The organism is Acidithiobacillus sp. HP-2, assembly GCF_015100155.1.
GTDB lineage: Bacteria > Pseudomonadota > Gammaproteobacteria > Acidithiobacillales > Acidithiobacillaceae > Acidithiobacillus.
Map to the genome: position 1 here is coordinate 212,774 of NZ_JACKZA010000002.1, position 23,251 is coordinate 236,024.

The 23,251-nt window shown below is 53.8% G+C and carries 21 protein-coding genes, 1 tRNA gene and 1 pseudogene; 10 read left to right on the forward strand and 13 right to left on the reverse strand.

Annotation, left to right across the window (positions count from 1 at the left end; genetic code table 11):
* Positions 1-27: 27 nt before the first annotated feature.
* A complete protein-coding gene (locus H7F11_RS02475) occupies positions 28-1,407 on the forward strand; it encodes an alkaline phosphatase D family protein (protein WP_193649532.1) in 1,380 nt (459 codons plus the stop codon).
* 102 nt (positions 1,408-1,509) lie between these two features.
* On the opposite strand, the gene H7F11_RS02480 is transcribed toward H7F11_RS02475, so the two are convergent.
* On the reverse strand, positions 1,510-2,805 hold the full coding sequence (locus H7F11_RS02480; RefSeq protein WP_193649531.1) for a sensor histidine kinase: 1,296 nt from the start codon (positions 2,803-2,805) through the stop codon (positions 1,510-1,512).
* Positions 2,802-3,485, reverse strand: a complete 684-nt coding sequence (locus H7F11_RS02485; RefSeq protein WP_075323160.1) for a response regulator — start codon at positions 3,483-3,485, stop codon at positions 2,802-2,804. The genes H7F11_RS02480 and H7F11_RS02485 overlap by 4 nt, the downstream gene beginning before the upstream one ends.
* 533 nt (positions 3,486-4,018) lie before the next feature.
* On the opposite strand from H7F11_RS02485, the gene orn reads away from it, so the two are divergent.
* Complete coding sequence (gene orn / locus H7F11_RS02490; protein ID WP_193649530.1) at positions 4,019-4,582, forward strand: oligoribonuclease; 564 nt, start codon at positions 4,019-4,021, stop codon at positions 4,580-4,582.
* 6 nt (positions 4,583-4,588) lie between these two features.
* Here orn and H7F11_RS02495 read toward each other — a convergent pair whose 3' ends face one another.
* Positions 4,589-4,837 (reverse strand): hypothetical protein, encoded by a 249-nt coding sequence (locus tag H7F11_RS02495; protein ID WP_193649529.1) that lies wholly within the window; start codon positions 4,835-4,837, stop codon positions 4,589-4,591.
* 15 nt (positions 4,838-4,852) lie between these two features.
* Here H7F11_RS02495 and H7F11_RS02500 point away from each other — a divergent pair, with 15 nt between their 5' ends.
* The 7 genes from H7F11_RS02500 (at position 4,853) to H7F11_RS02530 (ending at position 10,250) form a co-directional block, all read left to right on the forward strand.
* Positions 4,853-5,938, forward strand: coding sequence for an LLM class flavin-dependent oxidoreductase (locus H7F11_RS02500; RefSeq protein WP_193649528.1), 1,086 nt, complete (start codon positions 4,853-4,855; stop codon positions 5,936-5,938).
* Positions 5,938-6,903 (forward strand): NAD-dependent epimerase/dehydratase family protein, encoded by a 966-nt coding sequence (locus H7F11_RS02505; protein ID WP_193649527.1) that lies wholly within the window; start codon positions 5,938-5,940, stop codon positions 6,901-6,903. The genes H7F11_RS02500 and H7F11_RS02505 overlap by 1 nt, the downstream gene beginning before the upstream one ends.
* Before the next feature lie 18 nt (positions 6,904-6,921).
* On the forward strand, positions 6,922-7,812 hold the full coding sequence (locus H7F11_RS02510) for a diiron oxygenase (protein ID WP_193649526.1): 891 nt from the start codon (positions 6,922-6,924) through the stop codon (positions 7,810-7,812).
* 30 nt (positions 7,813-7,842) lie between these two features.
* Complete coding sequence (locus tag H7F11_RS02515; RefSeq protein ID WP_193649525.1) at positions 7,843-8,124, forward strand: hypothetical protein; 282 nt, start codon at positions 7,843-7,845, stop codon at positions 8,122-8,124.
* Positions 8,125-8,132: 8 nt separating this feature from the next.
* Entirely contained in the window at positions 8,133-9,764 is a 1,632-nt protein-coding gene (locus H7F11_RS02520) for an alpha-D-glucose phosphate-specific phosphoglucomutase (RefSeq protein ID WP_193649524.1), read from the forward strand.
* A 15-nt stretch (positions 9,765-9,779) separates the two neighbouring features.
* The gene (locus H7F11_RS02525; protein WP_024894610.1) at positions 9,780-10,139 is read left to right on the forward strand and encodes a YtxH domain-containing protein; all 360 of its coding nucleotides are present in this window, start codon (positions 9,780-9,782) and stop codon (positions 10,137-10,139) included.
* Positions 10,140-10,173: 34 nt separating this feature from the next.
* Positions 10,174-10,250, forward strand: a tRNA-Pro gene (locus H7F11_RS02530).
* 52 nt (positions 10,251-10,302) lie between these two features.
* Here the strand turns inward: H7F11_RS02530 and purL are convergent.
* The 9 genes from purL to H7F11_RS02575 all read right to left on the reverse strand — a co-directional run bounded on the left by purL (position 10,303) and on the right by H7F11_RS02575 (position 21,036).
* Positions 10,303-14,163, reverse strand: coding sequence for a phosphoribosylformylglycinamidine synthase (purL, locus tag H7F11_RS02535; RefSeq protein ID WP_193649523.1), 3,861 nt, complete (start codon positions 14,161-14,163; stop codon positions 10,303-10,305).
* 46 nt (positions 14,164-14,209) lie between these two features.
* Complete coding sequence (gene purC, locus H7F11_RS02540) at positions 14,210-14,920, reverse strand: phosphoribosylaminoimidazolesuccinocarboxamide synthase (protein ID WP_075323172.1); 711 nt, start codon at positions 14,918-14,920, stop codon at positions 14,210-14,212.
* Positions 14,917-16,224, reverse strand: a complete 1,308-nt coding sequence (gene purB, locus H7F11_RS02545; RefSeq protein WP_193649522.1) for an adenylosuccinate lyase — start codon at positions 16,222-16,224, stop codon at positions 14,917-14,919. Before purB ends, purC begins: the two co-directional genes overlap by 4 nt.
* Complete coding sequence (gene bamC / locus H7F11_RS02550; protein WP_193649521.1) at positions 16,221-17,345, reverse strand: outer membrane protein assembly factor BamC; 1,125 nt, start codon at positions 17,343-17,345, stop codon at positions 16,221-16,223. Before bamC ends, purB begins: the two co-directional genes overlap by 4 nt.
* Positions 17,346-17,382: 37 nt before the next feature.
* Entirely contained in the window at positions 17,383-18,258 is an 876-nt protein-coding gene (gene dapA / locus H7F11_RS02555) for a 4-hydroxy-tetrahydrodipicolinate synthase (protein ID WP_193649520.1), read from the reverse strand.
* Positions 18,259-18,366: 108 nt separating this feature from the next.
* Complete coding sequence (locus H7F11_RS02560) at positions 18,367-18,678, reverse strand: DUF962 domain-containing protein (RefSeq protein ID WP_193649519.1); 312 nt, start codon at positions 18,676-18,678, stop codon at positions 18,367-18,369.
* Positions 18,679-19,087: 409 nt separating this feature from the next.
* On the reverse strand, positions 19,088-19,702 hold the full coding sequence (locus tag H7F11_RS02565) for a ferritin-like domain-containing protein (RefSeq protein ID WP_193649518.1): 615 nt from the start codon (positions 19,700-19,702) through the stop codon (positions 19,088-19,090).
* Positions 19,703-19,796: 94 nt separating this feature from the next.
* A complete protein-coding gene (locus H7F11_RS02570; protein ID WP_193649517.1) occupies positions 19,797-20,498 on the reverse strand; it encodes an anti-sigma factor domain-containing protein in 702 nt (233 codons plus the stop codon).
* Positions 20,485-21,036 carry a sigma-70 family RNA polymerase sigma factor gene (locus H7F11_RS02575; protein WP_193649516.1) on the reverse strand — a complete coding sequence of 184 codons (552 nt, stop codon included), beginning with the start codon at positions 21,034-21,036 and terminating at the stop codon, positions 20,485-20,487. The genes H7F11_RS02570 and H7F11_RS02575 overlap by 14 nt, the downstream gene beginning before the upstream one ends.
* Before the next feature lie 483 nt (positions 21,037-21,519).
* On the opposite strand from H7F11_RS02575, the gene H7F11_RS02580 reads away from it, so the two are divergent.
* Positions 21,520-22,134 carry a cytochrome b/b6 domain-containing protein gene (locus H7F11_RS02580; RefSeq protein ID WP_193649515.1) on the forward strand — a complete coding sequence of 205 codons (615 nt, stop codon included), beginning with the start codon at positions 21,520-21,522 and terminating at the stop codon, positions 22,132-22,134.
* 604 nt (positions 22,135-22,738) lie between these two features.
* Here the strand turns inward: H7F11_RS02580 and H7F11_RS02585 are convergent.
* Positions 22,739-22,864 (reverse strand): annotated as a pseudogene (locus H7F11_RS02585) (IS1595 family transposase); the annotation flags it as partial.
* Positions 22,865-23,251: the final 387 nt, after the last annotated feature.

The following is a 23,251-nucleotide window of genomic DNA, read 5'->3' on the forward strand; positions in this document are numbered from 1 at the left end:
ATCCTATCCAAAAGGGAGCCAATACCGATGTACATTTCACGCAGAAATTTTATAGCCCGATCGGGGCTGGGCTTAGGGCTGGGCCTCAGCCTGCCCGTGACCGCTTTCGCCATGCAGGTACCTGCGCGTGCCACGAGCCTGCATGCCGGACCCATGACCGGATATCCGGCGCAACGCTCGGCGAGTATCTGGCTGCAAACCATGGGGCCTGCCAAAGTAAGTATCGCTTATTGGCCCGTCCAGCAGCCGCATTTACGGGAAAGCAGCAGCGAAATGAGCACCAGCGCCAGGGAGTTTTATACCGCCTTGCTCACCTTGGATGATCTTGCCCCGAGTACAACCTACCAAACTGAAATACAATTGGACGGCAAAACCTGGAGCGGTAAAAATCTGCAAATACATACGCCTGAACTTTGGCAATGGCGTCATCCCGCTCCGGATTTCAAAGTCCTCACGGGGTCTTGCGCGTACATCAATGACCCGCAATATGATCGTCCGGGCAAAGCGTATGGGGGTGGGTACGAAATATATGATCCCATGACCGCTGAAGCCGCCGATATGATGATCTGGTTGGGAGATAATCTTTATTTCCGTGAAGCCGACATTCAAAGTCCCGCAGGAATGGCCATGCGCTACTGGACGGATCGCGCCTTTCCACCTCTGCAAAAGTTTTTGCAATCTACCCGACAGATAGCTATCTGGGATGATCATGATTATGGAGCCAATGACAGCGACAGCAGTTTTGTCCTGAAACAAAGTGCACTCCGCCTTTTTCAGGGTTATTGGGCGAACCCCTCTTATGGTCAGCCAGGAACTCCCGGGGTATTTACCCAGTGCACCCTGAATGATGCCGATTTTTTTCTGCTGGATGATCGCTGGTACCGCGATGCAGACGCTGCCCACTTGTCACGCGGCAAGCAAATGTTTGGCAAAGCGCAAATGGATTGGTTAAAAAACGCCCTGCTCAGCTCTCGTGCGCATTTCAAAATCGTTGCCGCAGGGGGACAACTTTTTAATGATGACGATGCTTATGAAGGCTGGAATTTATATCCGGAAGAACGTCAGGATTTTATGGACTGGCTCCAGAATAATCAGATCAGGGGATTATTGTTCCTTTCGGGAGATCGGCATATCAGCGAATTAATGCGCCGACCCCGCCCGCATTACTCTGGCAAGCACGATTATCCCCTCTGGGAACTCACCAGCTCTCCACTTAACTCCAGTCCGGCCAAAGGAGACGCCAACCCCTATCGGGTGCCGGGTACGCTGGTAGAAGCCAGAAACTATTGCAGCATAGAGTTCCTCGGCAAGGGCGCCGGGCGACATCTACTCCTGAGCTGCAAATCTACCGGGGGTAAGATCCTTTGGGAACATCAGATCAGCAGCGCCGATCTGGGCTACATCTGAGCCAAAAAACCAACATCATTTAACAACGGCATTGGGCCTGCAGGCTTTTTGCGCCAACGTCCCTTGCCTGTTGTTCCAAGGTTCATCCTGAATTTCACAGCTTCAAACGGGCCAGGATAATTCTGCGCATAAACCACCCGTGGCCACATTCATCAGACGCAGGCGCATGCCTTGTGCTTCGGCCAGCTGACGGGCAATGGCCAGGCCCAATCCACTTCCTTCACCATGCCCTCTGGCATCATCCAGACGAATAAATGGCTCAAAAACCTTTTCCAACTCGATTTCCGGAATCCCCGGCCCGGCATCACAGAGGCGGATCAGAACCTGGTTGGCCATTTTTCTGAACTCCACGCGAACCTCTCCGCCGCCATAACGTATGGCATTATCCAGCAAGTTGGATAATAAGCGTCGTAAAGCCTCTCGATCACCCCGAAAAGCATAACGGCGCGGTAACTGGGCATGCCATTGACCTCCGGCCCGCTCAAAATCTGAACCGACTTCCTGCAATAAAACCATCAAATCGAAATCTGCCACCTTGGCTGCCATACCGCGCCCCAGATCCAGTGATTGTGCCAGCAGCGCGTCCATGCGCTCGATGTCCTGCAACATGCCATCGTGCAAATGCCGGGGGGTATTTTCCGGAAGCAGTTCCCAAGCCATGCGCAATCGGGCCAAAGGCGAACGTAAATCATGGGAAATACCCGTCAATAAAAGCGATTGATGATTAATCATTGCCTGCAAACGCGTGCGTAATTCAGCAAAAATATCGAGAATATTCTGAAACTCATAGGCTCCGCCAGGTGGCAGACTTGGCAGGGGTGCTTTCAGCGAGCTTCTGAGCGCTGTTGAAATGACATCCAATGGTTTTAAAACCCTGCGCACCAGAATCATGGTCAAAACCACCAACGCCAGGGTCGAAAACACCAAAACAAAAATCATGGCGATAGGCAGTGATGAAGCGAGGCGCCCCCGATCAAAATGCACCCAGATCGTTTCCCCGGAAATATTTACCGGCACCCAGAAAGTCCGTACCGCGCCACCCAACACATCTACGGGAACCGGTTTTCCCAGACGTTTACTGAGTGCCTGGCTCAAAAGCCAACCATAAATATGGCCATGCGTATGTTTTATTGAGCGGTCCAGTTGCGCCGAGATTTCTACCCCATTATCCGCACGCAGGCTTTCCAGAAAAGCCGGTCGATTTTCGGGCGAAAGCTCGGTGTAGGTTTTGGCGCTGATCACAATCAGACCGGCCAGATCTTCCGCCGATCGTTCTGCCAACGGATAAAGTACGGTCAGAACAACTATCACCAAGGTCAGAATCTGTAAAATGACAATGCCCGGCCCCAGCGTCCAGGCCGTCTGCGAAAATAAATTTCTGCCCCGCCGCAAACTCATGGGCCCGGCACAAAACGATAGCCCAAGCCACGCTCTGTCTGCAAAAAACGCGGTTGCCGGGGATTTTCTTCCAGAATTTTTCGTAAGCGGGTAACGCGTACATCAATACTGCGATCAAAGCGTCCATCTTCTTCGCCGCCCAAAAGTTGCAACAGCAAATCCCGGCTCAAAATACGTTTTGGTCGTTGTGCAAAAACCAGCAATAAATCCATTTCCGCCGGGTTGATGTCCACCTCAGCATCGCCTCGATATAGCCGGCGCTCCGAAATCTGCAGGTGAAATTCTCCGATCTCTACCTTGTCAGCACCTTCATCCTTACCGCTACGCCGTAACAGTACGCGCAAGCGCGCCAACAATTCCCTGGCGTTAAAAGGCTTGGCCAAATAGTCATCCACCCCACTTTCCAGACCAAGAATGCGCTCGTCATCCTCTCCCCGCGCCGAGAGCATCAGAATGGGTGGGCCGCCTTCCTTGCTGCGTAGCTCTTTGGCCAGACTGATGCCATCCTGACCTGGTAACATCCAGTCCAATACGATGACATCTATTGGGCCAGCAAGCAGGTGTTGACGCATCTGCTTGCCATTGGCTGCCAGCAAAACCGCAAGTCCCTGTGCTACCAGATACTCCCGTAGCATGTCTGCAAGCCTTTGATCATCATCCACTATCAACACGACCGCCATAACTTGCCTCGCTTGCTCTTCCCTGATGAAGCAATGTGCCCCATCAGGAAATATTCCCGAAATATTTACCGCCTACTATAACACCATAGGCAGCAGCGGTACCCAAACCAAAAGATAGAGTGGAGCGCGTTTTTCAGCAAGCTGGTAAATGATAAAAACGGTTATGCTTTCAGGTTTGTAGCGGTTGTTTTGCGGCTATTAGACGGATCTTTGATCCGTCTTTTTTTATGGGCGCTGTGAACAAGCAAACGGGCCTTCAAAAAAAGTCAAACAGGGTATTTTGCGGAAATATTCCAGAAACAAAACGTCCGTATTATGTAATCCATGGCGAGGGCACAACGTACCCAAACCTCACAGAAAGAGGGAGCGCTTCAGGAATTTTATGCACCGTCGGCCCGAAGGCCGCAGTGCTTTAGGTATGAAACAGTTTTGTAGCGGTTGTTTTGCGGCTATTAGACGGATCTTTGATCCGTCTTTTTTTATATCGTGGTTATCATGCTACACTATTGTTGCTTGTTCAACAAGGATGTCGTATGGACCCCAAAAACCAACGCTTAGTCTGGGTGGATCTTGAAATGACCGGTCTGCACCCTGAGCAGGATGAAATCCTTGAAATCGCCAGTATTGTCACCGACAACCAGCTTCGCATTATCTGCGAAGGGCCGGTGCTGGCCGTGCATCATCCCGACACAGTGCTGGCTAAAATGGATGACTGGAATCAGCGTACCCATGGTCAATCCGGGCTGATTCAGCGGGTGCGAGACAGCCGACTGGATACCCAGGCCGTGGAAACCCAGACCCTGGATTTTCTCAGCGCGCATGTCGCTGCCGGCACTTCGCCCATTTGCGGTAATAGTATTTGCCAGGATCGGCGTTTTCTGGCAAGACTGATGCCCCGACTGGAGCGCTTTTTTCACTATCGGATGATTGATGTCAGCACGCTCAAAGAGCTGACTTCCCGCTGGTATCCCGGCTTCCCGAGATTTCCCAAGGCAGAAAAACATGAGGCCCTGGCGGATATCCGTGAATCCATTGACGAACTGACTTATTATCGGGAGAAGATCTTTCCGCAGCTTCTGGAGTCTCCTGAAAAGTAGATCCCGTTATTTTACCGGTGCCGGAAGGTTCTGGATCAGATCAACCCGTACCCGCACTTCCAGATTTTCTGCCAGAACCTTACAAAGCAGGTAGTCTCCCTCCGGACTTTCCTGCCACTCCAGGGGCATGACGACTTCCATGTAATGAATGCCCGTACTTTCATCCGCCCAGTGCAGGCGCATTTGTTCTGATGTTAGTATGGCAATTTGCAAGCGTTCGGCAATCTGGCGCGGAGTAGATGCAATCTGGGTCACGGAGGCTCCTCAATAGTGAAAATTGATCTTTTCTACGAACTTGCTGTTCCCGAACATCAGGGCCGCAGCGAAGCCCAAGTTTATCACGAAACGCTCGACGAACTCAGCCTGGCGGATCAGCTGGGTTTTCATGGTGCCTGGCTGGTAGAACATCACTTCATGCGGGAATATTCGCATTCCAGCGCCCCCGAAATATTTCTGGCTGCTGCCAGTCAACGTACCAGCAAGTTACGCTTGGGACATGCTGTTGTGGTACTGCCTTATAATCACATAATCCGGGTTGCCGAACGGGTTGCCGCCCTGGATATTCTCAGCAACGGTCGCCTGGAGCTCGGCGTTGGTCGCGGTTTTTCTCCCAAGGAATATCAACTTTTCGGTAGGCAAATGGCCGACAGCCGCCAACATATGAAGGAAGGTCTGCAAATTCTTCGCCAGGCTGGAGGACCTGCTTTCAGCCACACGGATAAACTTTATCAGTTTGAAAATCTGGATATATTACCCAAGCCCATCCAGAGGCCTCACCCCCCCCTGTGGACAGCAGCCGTCAGTCCCGCCACCTTTCAGTGGGCCGCTCAGGAAGGCATCGGGGTTCTCTCCGGACCCTTCAAGCCCTGGTTCATGATCAAACAGGATTTGCGCGCTTATAAAAAGGGCTGGCAACAGCAACATGGTCAAGGCCCTTTGCAGGCCGGACAAAATAATGGATTTGCCATGACCATTGGTTGCCTTTGCCTGGAAGATGCCGCCGAAGCCAGACGGCTGGCTGAGGGATTTACCTGGTACTATCAGCGCTTGCTGGATCAGACCCGGCCGGTTCTCGCGCTGTTGCGGGAAAGCTATGAATACTATCACCGGCTCGGCTTCCTTGAGCCCCTGCTGCGGCGCGGCCTGAGTTTACGCATGCTCGAAAGTATGGGTATGGTGGTGGTCGGTGATCCGGAAACCTGTCGAAAGAAGCTTTCCAGATATGCCCGTGCCGGAGTGGATCGCCTGATTCTGGCGGTTGGCGCAGGCATGGTATCCAGTGCAGTTACCCGGCGCTCCCTGCAACTGCTCGCGGAAGAAGTCATACCTTTCCTGAACCAGCCGGAAACCCGCTGATGCGGGTCATGGTTACCGGTGCTGCCGGTCATACGGCTGCAGCATTACTTCCGGTTCTCGTGCAACGGCCGGATATTCAGCAGGTGATCGCTGTCGATATTCACCCGCCCGCTTTTAGCTCTGCCAAAATGCGCTACTTCAGCATGGATATTCGCGACCCGCGTCTTGCAGAGCAACTGGCGGACATTGACCAGATCATTCACCTGGCCTTTGTGGTTCTCAGCCCCCATCTGGGGCCGCAAAACCGTTGGCGCAGCGAGATGCGCAACATCAACCTGCGCGGCAGCCAGCATCTTTTTCAGGCAGCAGCCAGCGCCGGCGTGCGACATGTCATTTACACCAGCAGTGTTGCCGCATACGGTGCCTGGCCCGATAATCCCATTCCTCTGGATGAAAACTGGCCCTGCCGGCCGGTGCCCGGTTTTGCCTATAGTGAAGACAAGGCGGCACTGGAATCCTGGCTGGATATTTTCTCCGCCCAACAACCGGCATTGGCAGTTACCCGATTGCGTCTTCATGCCATCATCGGCCCCCATGGGCAAAAACTGGTAAACGCCATTGCGACCAGCCCCTTTAATGTACGCATGAAGAACCCGGGTCTACCCATCCAATGTCTGCATGAAGAAGATGCGACCAGCGCCATCATTGCTGCTCTGGATCACGCCCATGGTGGAGTGTTCAATATTGCCGCAGCAGAACCTGTCCCGTGGTCCAGCATTCCGCGCCGCTGGTCTTTACCATTGAACCCGGGACAGTTACATCGCATCCATCGCCGTCTGCGGCCCTTCAATCGGGCTTTGGGTGATCCGGGCTGGCTTCAGGCTCTGGAAAATCCGCTCATTGTCGATACCCGCCGCGCTCAAGAGACACTTGGCTGGCAAGCCCGCTACTCCGTCAGCGAAGCACTGTCCTCCCTACGTCAGGCCCAGGGTCTCAGTCCGCTTAAAGCTTGGAGGGTCTCCTAGACCATGGCACAATAGCGCATGACTTTTGCGTCCAACATCCCCGTCCAGGCCCGGATTCAGCGCCATCATGATGCGCTGGTCAAACGCTTGTCTGCACATAGCAGTCAATACCGGGATCCGGTCAGCACCATCCCCTGGGAAAGTCTGGATGCTGACAGCGCCTGGCTACCAGAATCCCTGGTTTCTCTTTATGGATTACCGGAATACGAGCAGCTCAGTGCGGATGAACGTACCCGGCTTTCGCAGGTGGAATTTGTCTCTTTTTGTGAGCTGGGCCTCTGGCTGGAGGCCCTGTTCATCCAGCGACTCAGTGCCAACTCCATGCACGAGATGTATCGCGACCCCCAGGGCTATCATTACCAGCTTCACGAACTGCGTGAAGAAGTCGGACATAGCCTCATGTTTCTGGAGCTCCAGCAGCGTTCCCATCTGCCATTCATGACCCCTCTTGGTGAGCGTCCGCCCTTGGCACGTCTGTTTGCCCGCTACGCTCCAGAGGGTTCTGCGGCTTTTTGGGCGACTATTCTTATCGGCGAGGATGTGCCAGATCGCATGAACCGCCTGATTTTCGCCCGTAAGGATCTGCCTTCTGCCGTGCTCGCCATTACCCATGTGCACATGCGCGAGGAAGCGCGGCATATGGCTTTTGCCCGGACAACCATTCAGATGCGCAGCCAGTCCATGCATGTACTGAAAAAAAAGGCCATCAGTCCGGTGTTGCGTGAGGTATTCCGGCAGTTTCTGCGCACCTGCTTTTTCCCCTCGGAACAGGTTTATGCTGCGGCCGGTCTGAGCCATCCCAGGGTCTGGGCACGTCGCGCCCGTCACAATCCACACCGGATTGCATTGATGAACCAGTGTGCAAACCCCAGTCGTGACTTTCTGCGCACCCAGGGCTTTGCCTTGTGATTTTTTTACTCCTGCTATAATTTGAGAACCATGAAAAAAACCATGCTGTTTGAACTCGGATCCATCTATGTCTCTCCAGATGCCCAGGCCGTTTTTGAATCTGGCGATCTGGACCCACAGGAATTGCTCCGGCGTCATGTTACTGCCGATTGGGACGAAGCCAGTGACCCGGAGGTTGTGCGTGCCAGTGAAAAGGCCATCCAGAGCGAAGGGGCTGTAGTCAGTTCCTGGCAGATCAGTGGTTATACGGTCTGGATTCGGACTGATTCCAGTAGAAAAACAACCATCATCGACTTACCACTTGAACACTGAGGTGTACCATGGCGGTGCTGACGATTCCTACACAGGCTTTCCCCGATCAACGCCCCGGCACCTCGGGTCTGCGTAAAAAAGTATCGGTTTTTCAGCAGCCTCATTATCTCGAGAATTTTGTCCAATCGATCTTTGCAGCGATTCCTGACCGCAAGGGCAAAATGCTGATTCTTGGTGGCGATGGACGCTTTTTCAATCGCGAAGCCATCCAGATCATTTTGCGGATGGCCGCTGCCAATGGCTGGGGCAAAGTCATGGTCGGCCGGGGAGGACTGTTTTCCACGCCGGCTGTTTCTGCAGTCATTCGTGCCCACCATGCCCATGGCGGCATTATCCTCAGCGCCTCCCACAATCCGGCTGGCCCCGATCATGACTTCGGCATCAAATACAACATCAGCAACGGGGGGCCCGCTCCTGAAAAAATCACGGATGCCATCTGGGCCAGTAGTAAAAGCATCCAGAGCTATCAAACTCTGGATACTGCTGATGTCGACATCGATCACGATGGCATTTTTCAACTTGGCGACATGACCGTTGAAATTTGCGATCCAGTCCGGGACTATGCCGAGCTGATGGCCCGCATTTTTGACTTCGAAGCGCTGCGTCGTCTTTTTAAAGGCAGTTTCCGCATGCGTTTTGACGCCATGCACGCCATCACTGGTCCTTATGCCCTGGAACTTCTTGAAAACCAGCTGGGTGCCCCTGCGGGTACGGTCGTCAATGGCATTCCCCTGACGGATTTTGGTGGTGGTCATCCCGATCCCAATCTGGTCTATGCCAAGCCCCTTACTGATTATCTGTTCAGCAAAGAGGCTCCCGACTTTGGCGCAGCATCCGACGGCGATGGTGACCGCAACATGATTCTGGGTCGCCAGTTTTTTGTCACACCCAGCGACTCTCTGGCGGTATTGGCTGCCAACGCTACGCATATTCCCGGCTACCGCAGAGGATTGAAGGGCGTTGCACGCTCCATGCCCACCAGTCAGGCCGTTGATGTGGTAGCACAAAAACTGGGCATACCGCATTATGAAACGCCGACCGGCTGGAAATTTTTTGGGAATCTTCTGGATGCCGGCAGGATTACCTTTTGTGGCGAAGAAAGTTTCGGCACCGGTTCTGATCATGTCCGCGAAAAGGATGGGCTCTGGGCAATTCTCGCCTGGCTGTCGGTGATCGCCGCGACCGGCCAATCCGTGGCAGAAATCGTGGCCCGGCACTGGCAGGAATTTGGCCGCCATTACTACACCCGCCATGACTACGAGGGAATACCTGCCAGCGCCGGGGAAGAAATCATGGCGACACTCACTGCTCAGCTTCCGGTGCTGGCAGGGCAAACGCTGGCGGGAAGGATTGTCCAGACCGCTGATGATTTTGCCTATACGGATCAGATAGATGGAAGCATTAGCAGCCATCAGGGATTGCGCCTGCTGTTTAGCGATGGAGCGCGCCTGGTTTTCCGTCTTTCCGGAACCGGAACCGAGGGTGCAACTCTGCGGATTTATCATGAACATCTGGAGCAGGATGCTGCGCGCCAGCAACTGGATCCACAACGGGTTCTGCGTGAACTGATTGCCTTGGGCAAGGATCTGACCCGCATTGAAAAGCTTACGGGCCGCAAGGCCCCCACTGTCATCACCTGATGAAGGAGTCTGACTATGATGGATTACGACAACGATAGTAATGGTCTTGGATATAGTGCCTTGGGTATCGCCCTGCTGGCGGGTGCCGCTGCCGGTGCAGTAACCGCTTTGCTTTTTGCCCCCCAGGCAGGCGATCGCACCCGCGAACAAATCCGCCATCAGGCCAATCGCGCCTGGGACAAAGTGGTCGCTTCCCGTGAACGGATGAATGAACGCGTGGAAGAGTTGCTGGATACCATCGCCATTTACAGTGAAGAGCTGGTCCAAAAGGGTAAAGATCTGAGCGACCGGGAACGGCAACGCCTTAATGATGGCATCGCCCTGGCCCGTAGCGAACTGGATCGCCTGCGTCGGAAACTGTCCCGTTTAGATTGACCTCAGAGCAGCAAGCGGCTATTCTCAGCCGCGACGGGGCGTAGCGCAGCTTGGTAGCGCGCCTGCTTTGGGAGCAGGATGTCGTAGGTTCGAATCCTATCGCCCCGACCAATTAAAACAGGCACTTGGCACATGCGGCCAAGTGCCTTTGTTTTTATTTACATCAGGACCCCAGCACTTTGCGGGCATTGGTGAATATCTGCATCCACGGGGTCAATTCGCCCCAATCTGCCGGAGCCCAGCTCATTTGCAGGCTACGCACGACCCGCTCGGGATGCGGCATCAAAATGGCTACCCGACCATCTTCGTTGCAGAGCCCGGTAATCCCTTCCGGCGATCCGTTGGGGTTAGCCGGATAGTGGCGTGCCACTTGCCCCATGGCGTCCACGTAGCGCATGGTGACCGGTGCAGGAGATCCTTCGGTGGTACTGTCAAAGTGGGCACGGCCTTCACCATGGGCGATGACAATCGGTGCATAGGTTCCGGCCATCCCGCTAAACCACAGAGAAGGAGAGTCCAGCACTTCCACCATGGCCAGGCGGGCTTCAAATTGCTCAGAACGATTGCGGGTAAATAATGGCCAATGCCCGGCTCCGGGAATGATTTCCCGCAATTCAGCCATCATCTGGCAGCCATTGCAGACACCCAGGGCCAGACGCGATTCATCTGCAAAAAACGCCGCAAACTGGTCCAGCAATGCTGAATGAAACAGGATGGACTTGGCCCAGCCAGCCCCGGCACCCAGCACATCGCCATAGGAAAAGCCGCCACAGGCTGCCAAAGCCTGAAAATCATTGAGCTGATAGCGTCCATTAGCCAGATCACTCATGTGGACATCCACAGCCGTGAATCCGGCACGGTGAAAAGCTGCCGCCATCTCAGTCTGACCATTGACGCCCTGCTCCCGCAAAATAGCCACCTTGGGCTGCACACCCTGTTGAATCACGGGCATCTGCAGACTGAAGGGAACGCGGGCGAAAAGCGGTGCTTCCGTCGCGGTCGCAGCGGCAAATGCTTCTTTGGCGCATTGCGGATCGTCACGCAACGACGCCATCTGATAACTGTTTTCAGTCCATGCCTGCAGCAACTCCGCAACGGGTTCGTCCAGTAATACCTGTTCACCCTGCAGTACCCGCAGCTGCCAATGCCCGACCTGCACGACACCAAGGCACTGAGCCCGGGTGTCCAGATCCATTTCCGCAAAAATGCCCCGCACGGTTTCCCGATCTTTGGCCGCTACCTGAAGTAATACGCCCGACTCCTCCGCAAACAGGAAAGACCAGACATCGGCCCCGGCAGGCAGCACCATATCCGCTCCGCAACGACTCGCAAATGACATTTCACAGAGCGTAGCCCACAGCCCGCCATCGGCACGGTCATGATAGGCGAGCACGAGTTCCTGTTCACGCAAACTGCAGAGCGCCGCAAAAAGTTTACGCAACAGTTCGGGCTGATCCATGTCCGGCGTTTCCGCGCCCATTTGCCCCATTGTCTGAGCGAGGATGGAAGCCCCCAGACGGCCCTGTCCTAAATCGACCAGCCATAAATCCGTCTCTTCCTGAGCCGCCCACTGGGACGTCCAGGTCTTGCGCAGGTCCTGCACCGGCGTAAAAGCCGTAATAATCAGGGAAAGAGGAGAGACGACCGCTTTTCCCTGCCCTTCCTCCTGCCAGAGCGTGCGCATGGACAAGGAGTCTTTTCCCACTGGAATGGCCAGATCCAGGGCAGGACAGACCTCCAGGGCTACCGCCTTGACGGCATCAAAGAGGGCTGCATCTTCGCCGGGATGATCCACTGCCGCCATCCAGTTGGCCGAGAGCTTGATGTTATCCAGTGCCCGCACATCTGCCGCCCAAAGATTGGTCAGTGCTTCAGCAATGGCCAGGCGCGCACTGGCTACGGGGTTCAGAACCGCCACTGGCGCCCTTTCGCCAATGGCCATCGCCTCACCATGGGTATTCCAGAAATCCGCTGCGGTCACCCCACAGTCAGCAACCGGCACCTGCCAGGGACCGACCATCTGATCGCGGTGAATCAGGCCGCCCACGCTCCGGTCGCCAATGGTAATCAGGAACTCCTTACTGGCTACTGAGGGATGACGGAGCACCGCGTAGGCAGCATCGCGCAGAACGGCTCCAGACAGGTCCAGAGATTGGGTCTGAACCATCTGATGCCGACTATCTCTGTCCATGCGCGGCGGACAACCCAGTAACGCACTGAGCGCCATATCTACAGGCGTATTCTGCAGGAGCGCATCTTCGACCAGAAGAATATCTTCATCCACAGCCTCGCCCAGTACGGCGTAGGGGCAACGCTCACGCTGGCAAATGGCCTCGAAGCGCGGCAAATCCTCCGGAGTAACCGCCAACACATAGCGCTCCTGCGCTTCATTACTCCAGATTTGCATGGGCGACATGGCGGGTTCTTCATTAGGTACCATGCGCAACTGCAGGCGCCCGCCCCGCCCCCCATCATGTAACAACTCGGGAACCGCGTTGGATAATCCCCCAGCGCCCACATCATGAATGGAGAGGATGGGGGAATCTCGGCCCAGAGCCACGCAGCGTTCAATCACTTCCTGGGCCCGCCGTTGCATTTCGGGATTACCCCGTTGCACCGAGGCAAAATCCAGTTGTTCATCGCCCGATCCGCTGGCCACACTGGAAGCTGCGCCACCACCCAGACCGATGAGCATGGCCGGGCCACCAATCACCAGGACTTTCGCGCCTATCGGCAAAGGCTGCTTTTCCACCATCTGCGGGCGGATTTGCCCCAGCCCTCCGGCCAGCATGATGGGCTTGTGGTAACCGCGATGCACCCCATTGTGATCACACTCAAAAACCCGGAAGTAGCCGGCAATGGCCGGACGTCCAAATTCATTGTTGAAAGCAGCCGCACCCAGCGGTCCATCGCGCATGATTTCCAGGGCGGAACGAATACGCACAGGCTTGCCATAAAAAGACTGTTCCCAGGACTGGATATAACCCGGAATACGGAGATGAGATACCGAGAACCCGGTCAGACCCGCCTTGGGTTTGCCACCCCGCCCCGTGGCCCCTTCATCCCGAATTTCCCCACCACTGCCCGTGGCCGCGCCCGGGAAGGGAGAAATGGCCGTTGGATGATTGTGGGTTTCCACCTTCATCAAAATGGCGGTGTTTTCTTGCGTTAGCCGATATTGACCATCTGCGGCCACGGCAAAGGGCTGACTGGTCATGATACTCGCCATGACTGCTGCATTGTCCTTGTAGGCAGATAAAGTGCCTTGCGGAGTCAGGCGATGGGTTTCACGGATCATGCCAAACAGACTCTGGGACTGATTTTCGCCATCCAGATGGTAGTGGGCGTTAAATACCTTATGGCGACAATGCTCGGAATTCGCCTGGGCAAACATCATCAGTTCGGCATCACTGGGATCTCGGCCCAAATCTGAAAAATAATCCTTCAGGTAATCCAGTTCAGCAGGAGACAACGCCAGTCCCATGCTGCGATTGGCTTCAGTCAAGGCCGTCATGCCCTCTGCCTGCAGCGCCACCCGCCGCAAATGCGCCGGTTCGGGATGCTTGAAAATGGCCTCGGCTGCATCCCAGTCAGAAAGCACAGATTCGGTCATGGGGTCATGAAGCTGCCGGCGGATTTGCTCCATTTCTGTGGTGCTGAAAGTACCTGCTCCGGCACGCATCAGCGTATAGGACACACCGCGCTCGACCCTGCGGACGTTGGCAAGCCCGCAATGCCGGAAAATTTCGCTGGCTTTGCTCGACCAGGGAGAAATGGTACCCAGGCGCGGCAATACGCAAATTTCCTGAATTCCATCCTGGGACTCTTCGGTAAATGGCGTTCCATAGTGCAGCAGAGCGGTGACCACACCAGTTTGTTCGGCGTTGAGGGCTTCACTCAGGTCAAGCAGATGCACAAAGCGCGCATTCAGATAAGCAACCGGAAGGTCGGCTTCTTGCAGGAGTTTCAGCAGATGTTGCAGACGAAAGGCAGAAAGGGCCGCAGAGCCGCGCAGCAGCAGCATGAAGTGTTTCCTCGCTCAAAAATCAGACCTGGAACCGACAATAAACTTAAAGGGGCACACCCAGACGTTGGGCCACTTCCAGATAGGCTTCCACCACCCCGCCGAGATTACGCCGGAAGCGATCCTTATCCATTTTTTCCAGACTTTGGGCATCCCATAAGCGACAACCGTCGGGGCTGAATTCATCACCCAGATATAATTCGCCGTGAAAACGTCCAAATTCCAGCTTGAAATCCACCAGAATCAGGTTGGCCTTGGCAAATAAAGCTTTCAACAGGGTATTTACACGCATGGTCCAGCGCCGCATGGCTTCCACCTCTTCTGCACTGGCCCAGCCAAAAGTGCGAATATGTGCGGTGTTGATCATGGGATCATGCAAGGCATCATTTTTCAGAAAAAACTCCAGGGTCGGGGGCTCCAGTATCCGCCCTTCCTCGATACCCAGGCGCTTCGTTAAAGAGCCTGCGGCACGATTGCGAACCACGCATTCCACCGGAATCATTTCCAGACGGCGCACCAGACTTTCGCGTGCATCCAGACGCCGGATAAAATGGGTCGGTACGCCCTCGGATTGCAGGTACTCCATGATAAAAGCATTGAAAGCATTATTGACCTCACCCTTGCGGGCAAGCTGCTCGACTTTTTCTCCATCAAAAGCCGAAGTGTCATCCTTGAAGTGCAGGATCAGCTCATCTTCCACGCTGCTGGCATAAACAATTTTGGCCTTGCCTTCGTACAATGCCTGACGTTCACTCATTGCGGCTGCCCCTTCGGGAAGACCCGCGCAAAGATGCGATCAATGTTGCGGGTGTGGTAAGCAAGATCAAACAGTTCCGCCAGATCCTTTTCCTGCAGATACTGCGAAACATCCGGATCGGCAGCCAGCAGCGCCTTGAAATCGGCATTATTTTCCCAGACCTGCATGGCATTGCGCTGGACGACACGGTAAGCATTTTCCCGCAACATGCCCTTGGCCGTCAAAGCCAGCAATACCCGTTGAGAGAAAATCAGACCATGCATTTTATTCAGGTTATCCATCATATGCTGAGGATAAACCACCAGTTTTTCCAGCAACCCACTGGCCCGATGGAACATGAAATCCATGACAATGCAGGCGTCCGGACCAATAACCCGCTCCACGCTGGAATGGGAAATATCCCGCTCATGCCAGAGGGCAATGTCTTCCAGCGCCATGCCGGCATAGCCGCGCAGCAGGCGCGCCAAGCCGGTAAGATTTTCGGAAAGAATCGGATTGCGCTTGTGCGGCATGGCAGAACTGCCCTTCTGCCCCGCCGTAAACGGTTCTTCGGCTTCCAGTACTTCCGTACGCTGCAGATGCCGAATTTCCACCGCGATTTTCTCGATGGAACCGGCGATGATGGCGAGGGTACTGAAAAACTCGGCATGACGATCTCTGGAGATCACCTGGGTGCTGGCCAGCTCTGGATGAAGGCCCAACTCATGACAGACGGCTTCTTCAATATCCGGATCAATATTGGCAAAAGTACCCACTGCTCCGGACAGCATTCCCGCAGAAACTGCCGCAATGGCACGCTGCAGACGCTGGTGATTACGCTGCGCCTCGGCATACCAGACGGCCACTTTCAGACCAAAAGTAATGGGCTCGGCATGAATGCCGTGGGAACGGCCCATCATGACCGTATCCTTGTATTTCCAGGCCAGTTGCTCCAGCGCGGCGCAAGTCCGATCCATGCCTTTCAGAAGCAGTTCACCGGAGCGTTTGAGCTGCAAGCCGAACCCCGTATCCACTACATCTGAAGAAGTGAGTCCCACGTGAATAAAGCGACTGGAAGGCCCCACAAATTCTGCCACAGATGTCAAAAATGCAATGACGTCATGTTTCACTTCCAGCTCGATTTCAGCAATGCGGGCACTGTCAAAAGCCGCCTTTGCTTCAATTTCTGCCAGGGCCTCGGCCGGAATCCCGCCACGCGCAGCCAGCGCGCGGCAGGCGGCCAGCTCGACATCCAGCCACGCCTGATATTTAGCGTCCTGAGTCCATAAAGCACCCATTTCCGGGCGCGTATAACGCTCAATCATGCATTGCCCCCGGATTGCGGAGTCAGGGCCGTCTGCAACTTGTTGAGCACTTCCACCGACCACTTGGGTGCAGTCTTACCCACCCCCGGCCCGGTTTCCAGGACGCTACCAGAGTTGTCTTTCATGGCCAGCAGGCGGACCCGCACCGAAACCGGCTCCTGATCTTTCGGGCTGCTCCAGATAGCCTTGATGTTATCCCAGGTACGGTTCAGAATCCCGCCCACAAAACCCTGCTTTTGCTGGGTCTGCTTGCCGTCTTTATGAATCATCACCGACCAATCCCCCATTCCTTCGCTGCGGACCGGATAACCCAGGCCCTGCAGGGCCACCTCAACAGCGGGTTGGGCTTTGGCAGGAACCGCATTCAGAACCAGATAAGGACCTCCATCATCGCGATAGCGCGTCACCTTGATTTTGGGCATTTCTGCCAGCAGCACCGACTGGTTCAGACGCTTCTGCACTGCCTGCAGCAAGTCGCGATTATGATCGGCATCGGCAGGGACCTTTTTCCATTCCACCGAACTGCCCTGGGGGTTATTCCAGTAACGCTCCTGCTGGATACTCAAAACCTGGTTGCCATCGGTGGCGGTCTGCAAATGAAAAGCGTAGCGTTCCCGATGTGAAGGCGCCAGGGTATTGCCGAAAAAGGCCGCAATACCGGTACGGAAATTATGCCAGCCAGTCACCAGTTCACCCTGCTCGGGTGCAAATTTTTCTACAGGGGTCTTGTTGGCTGCCAGTGTTTCCTTGACTGCAGTCCATATCTGCGCAGGTTTAGCCTGCGTCGTCAGGCTCAGATCTGCACCAGTACCGACAATTTGCGAACTGACCCCGGCCAGCGGTTTTTCTTCTAGGGGCTTTTGGCCGGGCGCTTCACGCGGCTGGAAAACCCCATATCCGCCCATGGTGCTATCCGACACGGCAGCGGGATTCACGGGTCCTCCTGGAATAGTCACCCCCGGTGCCGGTACCTGAGCCAGCAGGTCCGGCGGAACGGCCAAGGGTTTCATCACCTGCGAATCTTCATATTTCGGACCCGTACTGGTATGCAGGAAAGGAATATACGAACACCCTCCCAAACCCATACTGGTAACTACGGCAAGAGCAACATAACGGCGCATGCAAAACCCCACTAAACGCGACAGAGCGCGAAGAAAATCAAAGACAATGCGCTGCGCGCAAACTGCTGCGCAGACGCTCGTGATACATTCCGGACAACGGGGTCAAGGGCAATCGCAACGCGGGTCCCATTCGTCCCATTTCCTGCAAGGCCCATTTCACCGGGATGGGATTGGACTCTACAAACAAGTCACGATGTAGATCCACCAACTGCACGTTGACCGCTCTGGCGGCCACAAAATCCCCTGCGAGCGCCAGATTGCACATTTCAGCCATCAGGCGCGGGGCCACATTGGCCGTCACGGAAATCACACCCTTGGCCCCCAAAGACATGGCCGCCAAGGCCGCCGCATCATCTCCGGTATACACTTCAACCTGATCACCACACTGATGGAGGATTTCGGCTACCCGCTCGACTTTACCACTGGCTTCCTTGATACCCACCACGCAGGCGCGCGGGGCCAGGCGGGCCAAAGTTTCCGGGAGAATATCCCCCGCCGTACGGCCGGGCACATTATAAAGTATCATGGGGAAGTGGCAGGCCTCGGCAATAGCCGTATAGTGCTGGAAAAGCCCTTCCTGAGTCGGTTTGTTATAGTAAGGAGAAACCAGAAGGGCCGCATCTGCCTTGGCTTCCATGGCCGCTTTGGTCAGGCTGATGGCTTCATGGGTGGCATTGGCACCGGTTCCGGCAATGACGGGTATCCGCCCCCTGACCTGCTCAACGACGCCACGAATCACCGTAACATGTTCTTTCATTTCCAGAGTGGCAGACTCGCCGGTGGTACCCACCGCTACCAGCGCATGCGTGCCTTCACTGATATGCCACTCCACTAGATCCCGCAATGCCCTATCGTCCACGGCGCCATCTGCGCGCATGGGCGTCACCAAAGCTACCATACTGCCGTGAAACATGATTTTTATGCTCCCGCTCTTACGCGTTCCATTTCTGCATGGGATGGTACTTGCCAGACAGAGGGCTGGCAAGGAGCGGTATTCGGAGAATGTTGCTCCTCCTGTGCACTACAGCGCCCGCTTCCCGGTAACAATTTCCCACCATAGCCGCCAATCGCCCATGAAACTGAACAGAGGGTACCTGAAGGTAGCAGGCTTATTGTGCTCGAAGAAGAAATGGCCGATCCAGGCTAGCAAGTAACCTTGCAATGGAGCAACAGGCAACAACCACCATATCCCTGAACCGATCGCGGTAAGTATGAGAGCCAGAGCCATACTCGTACCAGTGAAGTGCAGTCTTCTAGACACAGTGTTCTCATGCTCACTCAAATAGAAACAGTAGAACTCACTGAAAGTCTTGTACCGCTCCAATCTGCTCATACCAAAATCCCGGGCGACCACAACCAATCATACCCTAGCACTCTGCAGCAAAAATTGTACACTGACGTACGCAAAAAACCTATCCGTTGTTAATTGAAGTAATTTTGACTACATATTTTGAACATGATTGATCGGAACATATCCCGGCAAACCATAGTTCACCATTACCGATTATCATTCCTTGATAATTCCCCCACAATTTTCCATAAGACTGCTGCTTAATCGCGCTTACCACTTTATCTGTGAATAATGATGCTGTTTAACACTTGGCTATCTATATTGGTCTCTTAACTCGGTTTTCTGTTCCACCGGCCTCAGTAGCCAATTTCAGACGTTTTTCAAGGCGCATTAAAAAATGCCTGCATCGCTATGCAAGCGATGCAGGCTGCTGCGATGGAGTTATGGAACGTTAACTGGGCATGGCGGAGATAAAAGCCGCTGGAACGGGGAATTCTCCAAGGGCACTGCGCAACACCGCAAAATGCATGGCTTCATCCCCTTCAATATTGGCTGCTGCATGGGCCAGTTCCGGATTACTGAACTCGGGTACTGTTCCCAGATAGGCCTTGGCAGCACCAACTTCCAGACCGGCAGCAAAATGCAGAACATCATTCTGGGTTTTCAGCTTGTCCAGAGGAAATCCCCACTTACTGGCCAGCTCGGTCATCGGCGCTTTTAGAGAAACTTTCGGAGCAACCGGAGTTCCACCCAGCTTTTTGATGGTTTCGGCAAGAATAGCTGCATGGGCTTCATGATCTGCCTGAAATGAAAGAGCTACTTTAAGCAATGCCGGGTCCAGCAACTTGCTTTCGGCCCCGACCTGATAAGCTGCAATAGCCTGATGTTCGGCATTCAGGGCAAAGTTCAGCAAATATAAATCATGTTTCGGGCCTTTGGGCATGGCAGCCGCTTCCGCCAGAGCTGGCATGGTTAAACTACTGACCGCAGCCAGTCCCAGCCCAAACAATGCACTTTTCTTGAAAAAATCCCGACGATCCAAACCTTGATTTTCCATTTCTTTCATGACGTTCTCCTGAGCAGGTGACAGCAATATTGCCATCCTCAACTAAATACGCATTCGCTCCATGCTTGGATGCAATAAGATGATTTTTGCAGACTCAACTACTTAAATGCGTCGATAGAATATCTGCCTTATACAATACGGCCGTAGTAGGCTGGCCCGTTGGCGAACCGCCTTCTGGCTCCACGGTCACCGCAATCAGGGCAACCGAGCGCATATCCAGATGGTCTGGAGTCACCAATATCGGTGTGCGCCCTGGATGGGTCGGCAATAACCCCATGGATATGGGCTTTTTACCCGGAACAATGGCCCAGAGCTGCAAGGATTTATCGGCAGGCAAAGACATGCTGCGCATGGTCACCAAGGCCATGTGATGATCATTGGCCCGCAGCATCCACACCGCCTGACCCGATGTATTGTTTAGCACCGCCATATAGGGCATACGCGGTGGTGCTGGCCAGAGCAGCAGAAGAACCAGCGCCAGCGCCAGGCCGGCCGACATGGCGCGCCACAGCCCCAGTTTCTGCCACCAGGAAACATGGCGGGCTGTAACTGCGTCAGCGGTTCGCGCTGGCAATTCTGCTACTACCCCTTGCCAGACCGAACGCGGAGGGGCGATGGGTGGCTCCTGCAGACTGTAGGGCATCAAGGTGTCCTCCCACTCTGCCACCCGAGCAGCCAACCAGGGACGAGAGCGCAGCATGCGGGCAAAACGCAGCCGTGCCCGCCCGTGCAAGGTCCCCAGTACATAGGAACCCGCGAGCAGGTCCGCAAGCTTTGGCCACTTATTCAGATTCATGATGCAAACAGTCTCTCAAACTTAAAAGTCCCCGACGAATCCAGCTTTTGACCGTACCCAACGCTTCACCAGCAAAGCGCGCCACTTCGTCGTAACTGGCTGCGCGATAAAAAGCCTGGGAAATAGCCTGCCTTTGATCGCTGGGAAGTCGTTCCAGACAATCCAATAAAAGTTGCTTTTCCGAAGCCATCCGGGGGTCAGCAGGAAATTCCTGCTCTCCCCACTGCTCCCAGTTTTCGTCTTCCCAACCTGGCTGATCTTTGGGAAGCCGTCTCAATTCATCAATAGCCTGGTAGCGGACAATGGCCGCTGCCCAAGCCATGGGAGCGCCCCGGCCCGCCTGGTATTCTCCCGCCTTTAACCAGATTTTCACAAATGCATCCTGTAAACAATCGGCCGCACGGCCCTGCTCTCTTAAAATACGCAAAGCAACGGGAAACAGATGCGCAGCCGTAGCATCGTAAAAATCACGGAAGGCTTGCTGATCAGCAAGCGCCACTTTCTGCAGGAGTTTTTCCAGTTCGGCGACTTCAGGCACTGGTTATCACCGTAACCTGATAAACAAAAATTTACATTTTACATCTCGATTCATGGGACAACACACCTTAATCTGCATTTCACAGGCAAAAGCATAGCGCAAAAACTTCCTGCTTAGCCATGTTAAAAAGGCTTCCTCCAGTGGAAAGCAGGACCATGGGTAGTAAGACCATGAACAACAAGGGCTTTACAAGCTGGAACGTTGAGATCCTCAGCATTAGGCGTTACCCCAAGCTTACCATAGGCGTCCATATTCCGGTTGATTTCAGCCAATCACGGCGATTCATCAATTTTTTCATGAACTGATTCTCCATCTCAGTGTTTAAGATAAAAACTACAACTCACTGTTAAGATTATGAAGTATTTTTACATCTGGATGCAGCACCCAGGATTGCCTTTATTTTTGCATCTTTTTATGGATGACCTGCGTACTTGTATAGTGAACATCAATCATATATGAGCGTTACCCTATAGAGGAATATCCATGCCTTCTTCTCATCTGGACGTAAAACAGAGCCCATCAGATGACAGCTGGCCCAATATCGCCAAACTGCTACATTTTTTCCTGCTTTCCGCCGTCACTTTCCAAATGATCACGGGATTCATGGGATGGTTATATGGATGGTTTCCCTTTGAGTGGCATGTCATCGTGGGGCAGATACTGATCGTGGTCCTTCTTTTGCAATGGGGTTGGCTGATGTTGAGCCGCAGTGGACGCATTACGTTGCGTTATTTGTTTCCCCTGAATCCCGTCGGATTAAGAGTAATTTTCCAAGACATCAGGGGACTATCTCAAGGGTTTTTGGCGCCTCCCGGCCCACGCGCAGGACTGCCTGGATTGATGCACGGAGTATTTCTTCTCTCGGTCACTCTGGTTGCCACTGCTGGTCTGACACTCTTAGGCGGGTTTCGCGGGTGGTGGTCCGGAATTCCATTTGGATGGTTATTGGACATCCTTCGTTGGGGGGCTGTTGCAATTGCTTTGCAGTGGATTGGGCACGTCGGGATGGTGTTCCTGCATGTTCTTGCAGGTGACCCACTCTGGAATATGTTTAAGCTACGTTTAGCACATAAAGGATGCGCCCCAAAAAACAAATGACAGGACGTTATGTTTAGAGTTGGCTGTAGTTTGGGTTCCTAATGTGTGTCAAACAGCGCCTGAGATTTGTCAGTTTTCAGCACAAAACAGAGTCAATACGGGGCGCTTTACCCATAACCTGATCCATATTCCGAAAATTATTTATACCTATCAGTGGTTAATATTTATTCTTCACGAAATTGTGCGCTAAAAGTGTGATACTGACGTATGGTAAAACAATGACGCCGTTTAACACATCTTGCTCAGGTTGGCAGATGATAGCTTACTATGACAGCAATTTAATAAATTTAATTGCCATATCAAAATAATCTATGGTGCTCCCAAGGGAACACGAACTTAACCCCGCTTTTATAGACCTACGATCCATCTCTATCAAGCATCGCAAACGGTCCATCTGAAGCAAACCCTTTTGGGCAAAAACCCGCCAACTCTACATATACTCGATTATATGTAGAGAAGCCCAAAATTCACTCTCAACATTATGTTTCTATTAACAAAATACGACACACCAAAAAGCCTAACACATTATATTGCATAGATTTAACAAAAACTGCTATTAACCACTGCTGAATCTGGTTTTACCAAAAGAAGCACCAGACCTGTCCATCCAGGTCTTGAGATTGGAGAACACGAGATAAATGATCAGCAAGAAGGTCTCGGCAACTTGCATGTCGCCACGCTCCGCAACGGCGGTGTGAAAATAGCCGCGCTCACTAAGTTTCGCGTAACCGATATCACGTATAGTACGCCCAGCCAGCGTAGCCCGCCCTTTTGGGGGTAAAGCTGCTTGAGCATGTTTGGAATGCAGAGCCCAATGTGTTTGTTACTGTAATCACTGGGTCTGCCCTTTCTCTGCTGTGAGAGGAAGTGAGCCGAAGCGGCGGTGACTTGCCGACACTGGCAAGGTGACGAAGTCCGTGGGAAACGGGGCTTGCGGCGAAGCGGTTACGCCAAGATGAGCTTCTAGGCTGAGCATGGGACGGTTGAGGAACACGAACCTGTTTACACGCATCTGAGGGTTGAAATGTCACCACTGCCTACACCGCTTATGAGGCAGGGCGTGGGCTGTCGCTGGGTACAAGTATGGCTCGGCGATGCGAATGCTGGCTGGACACTG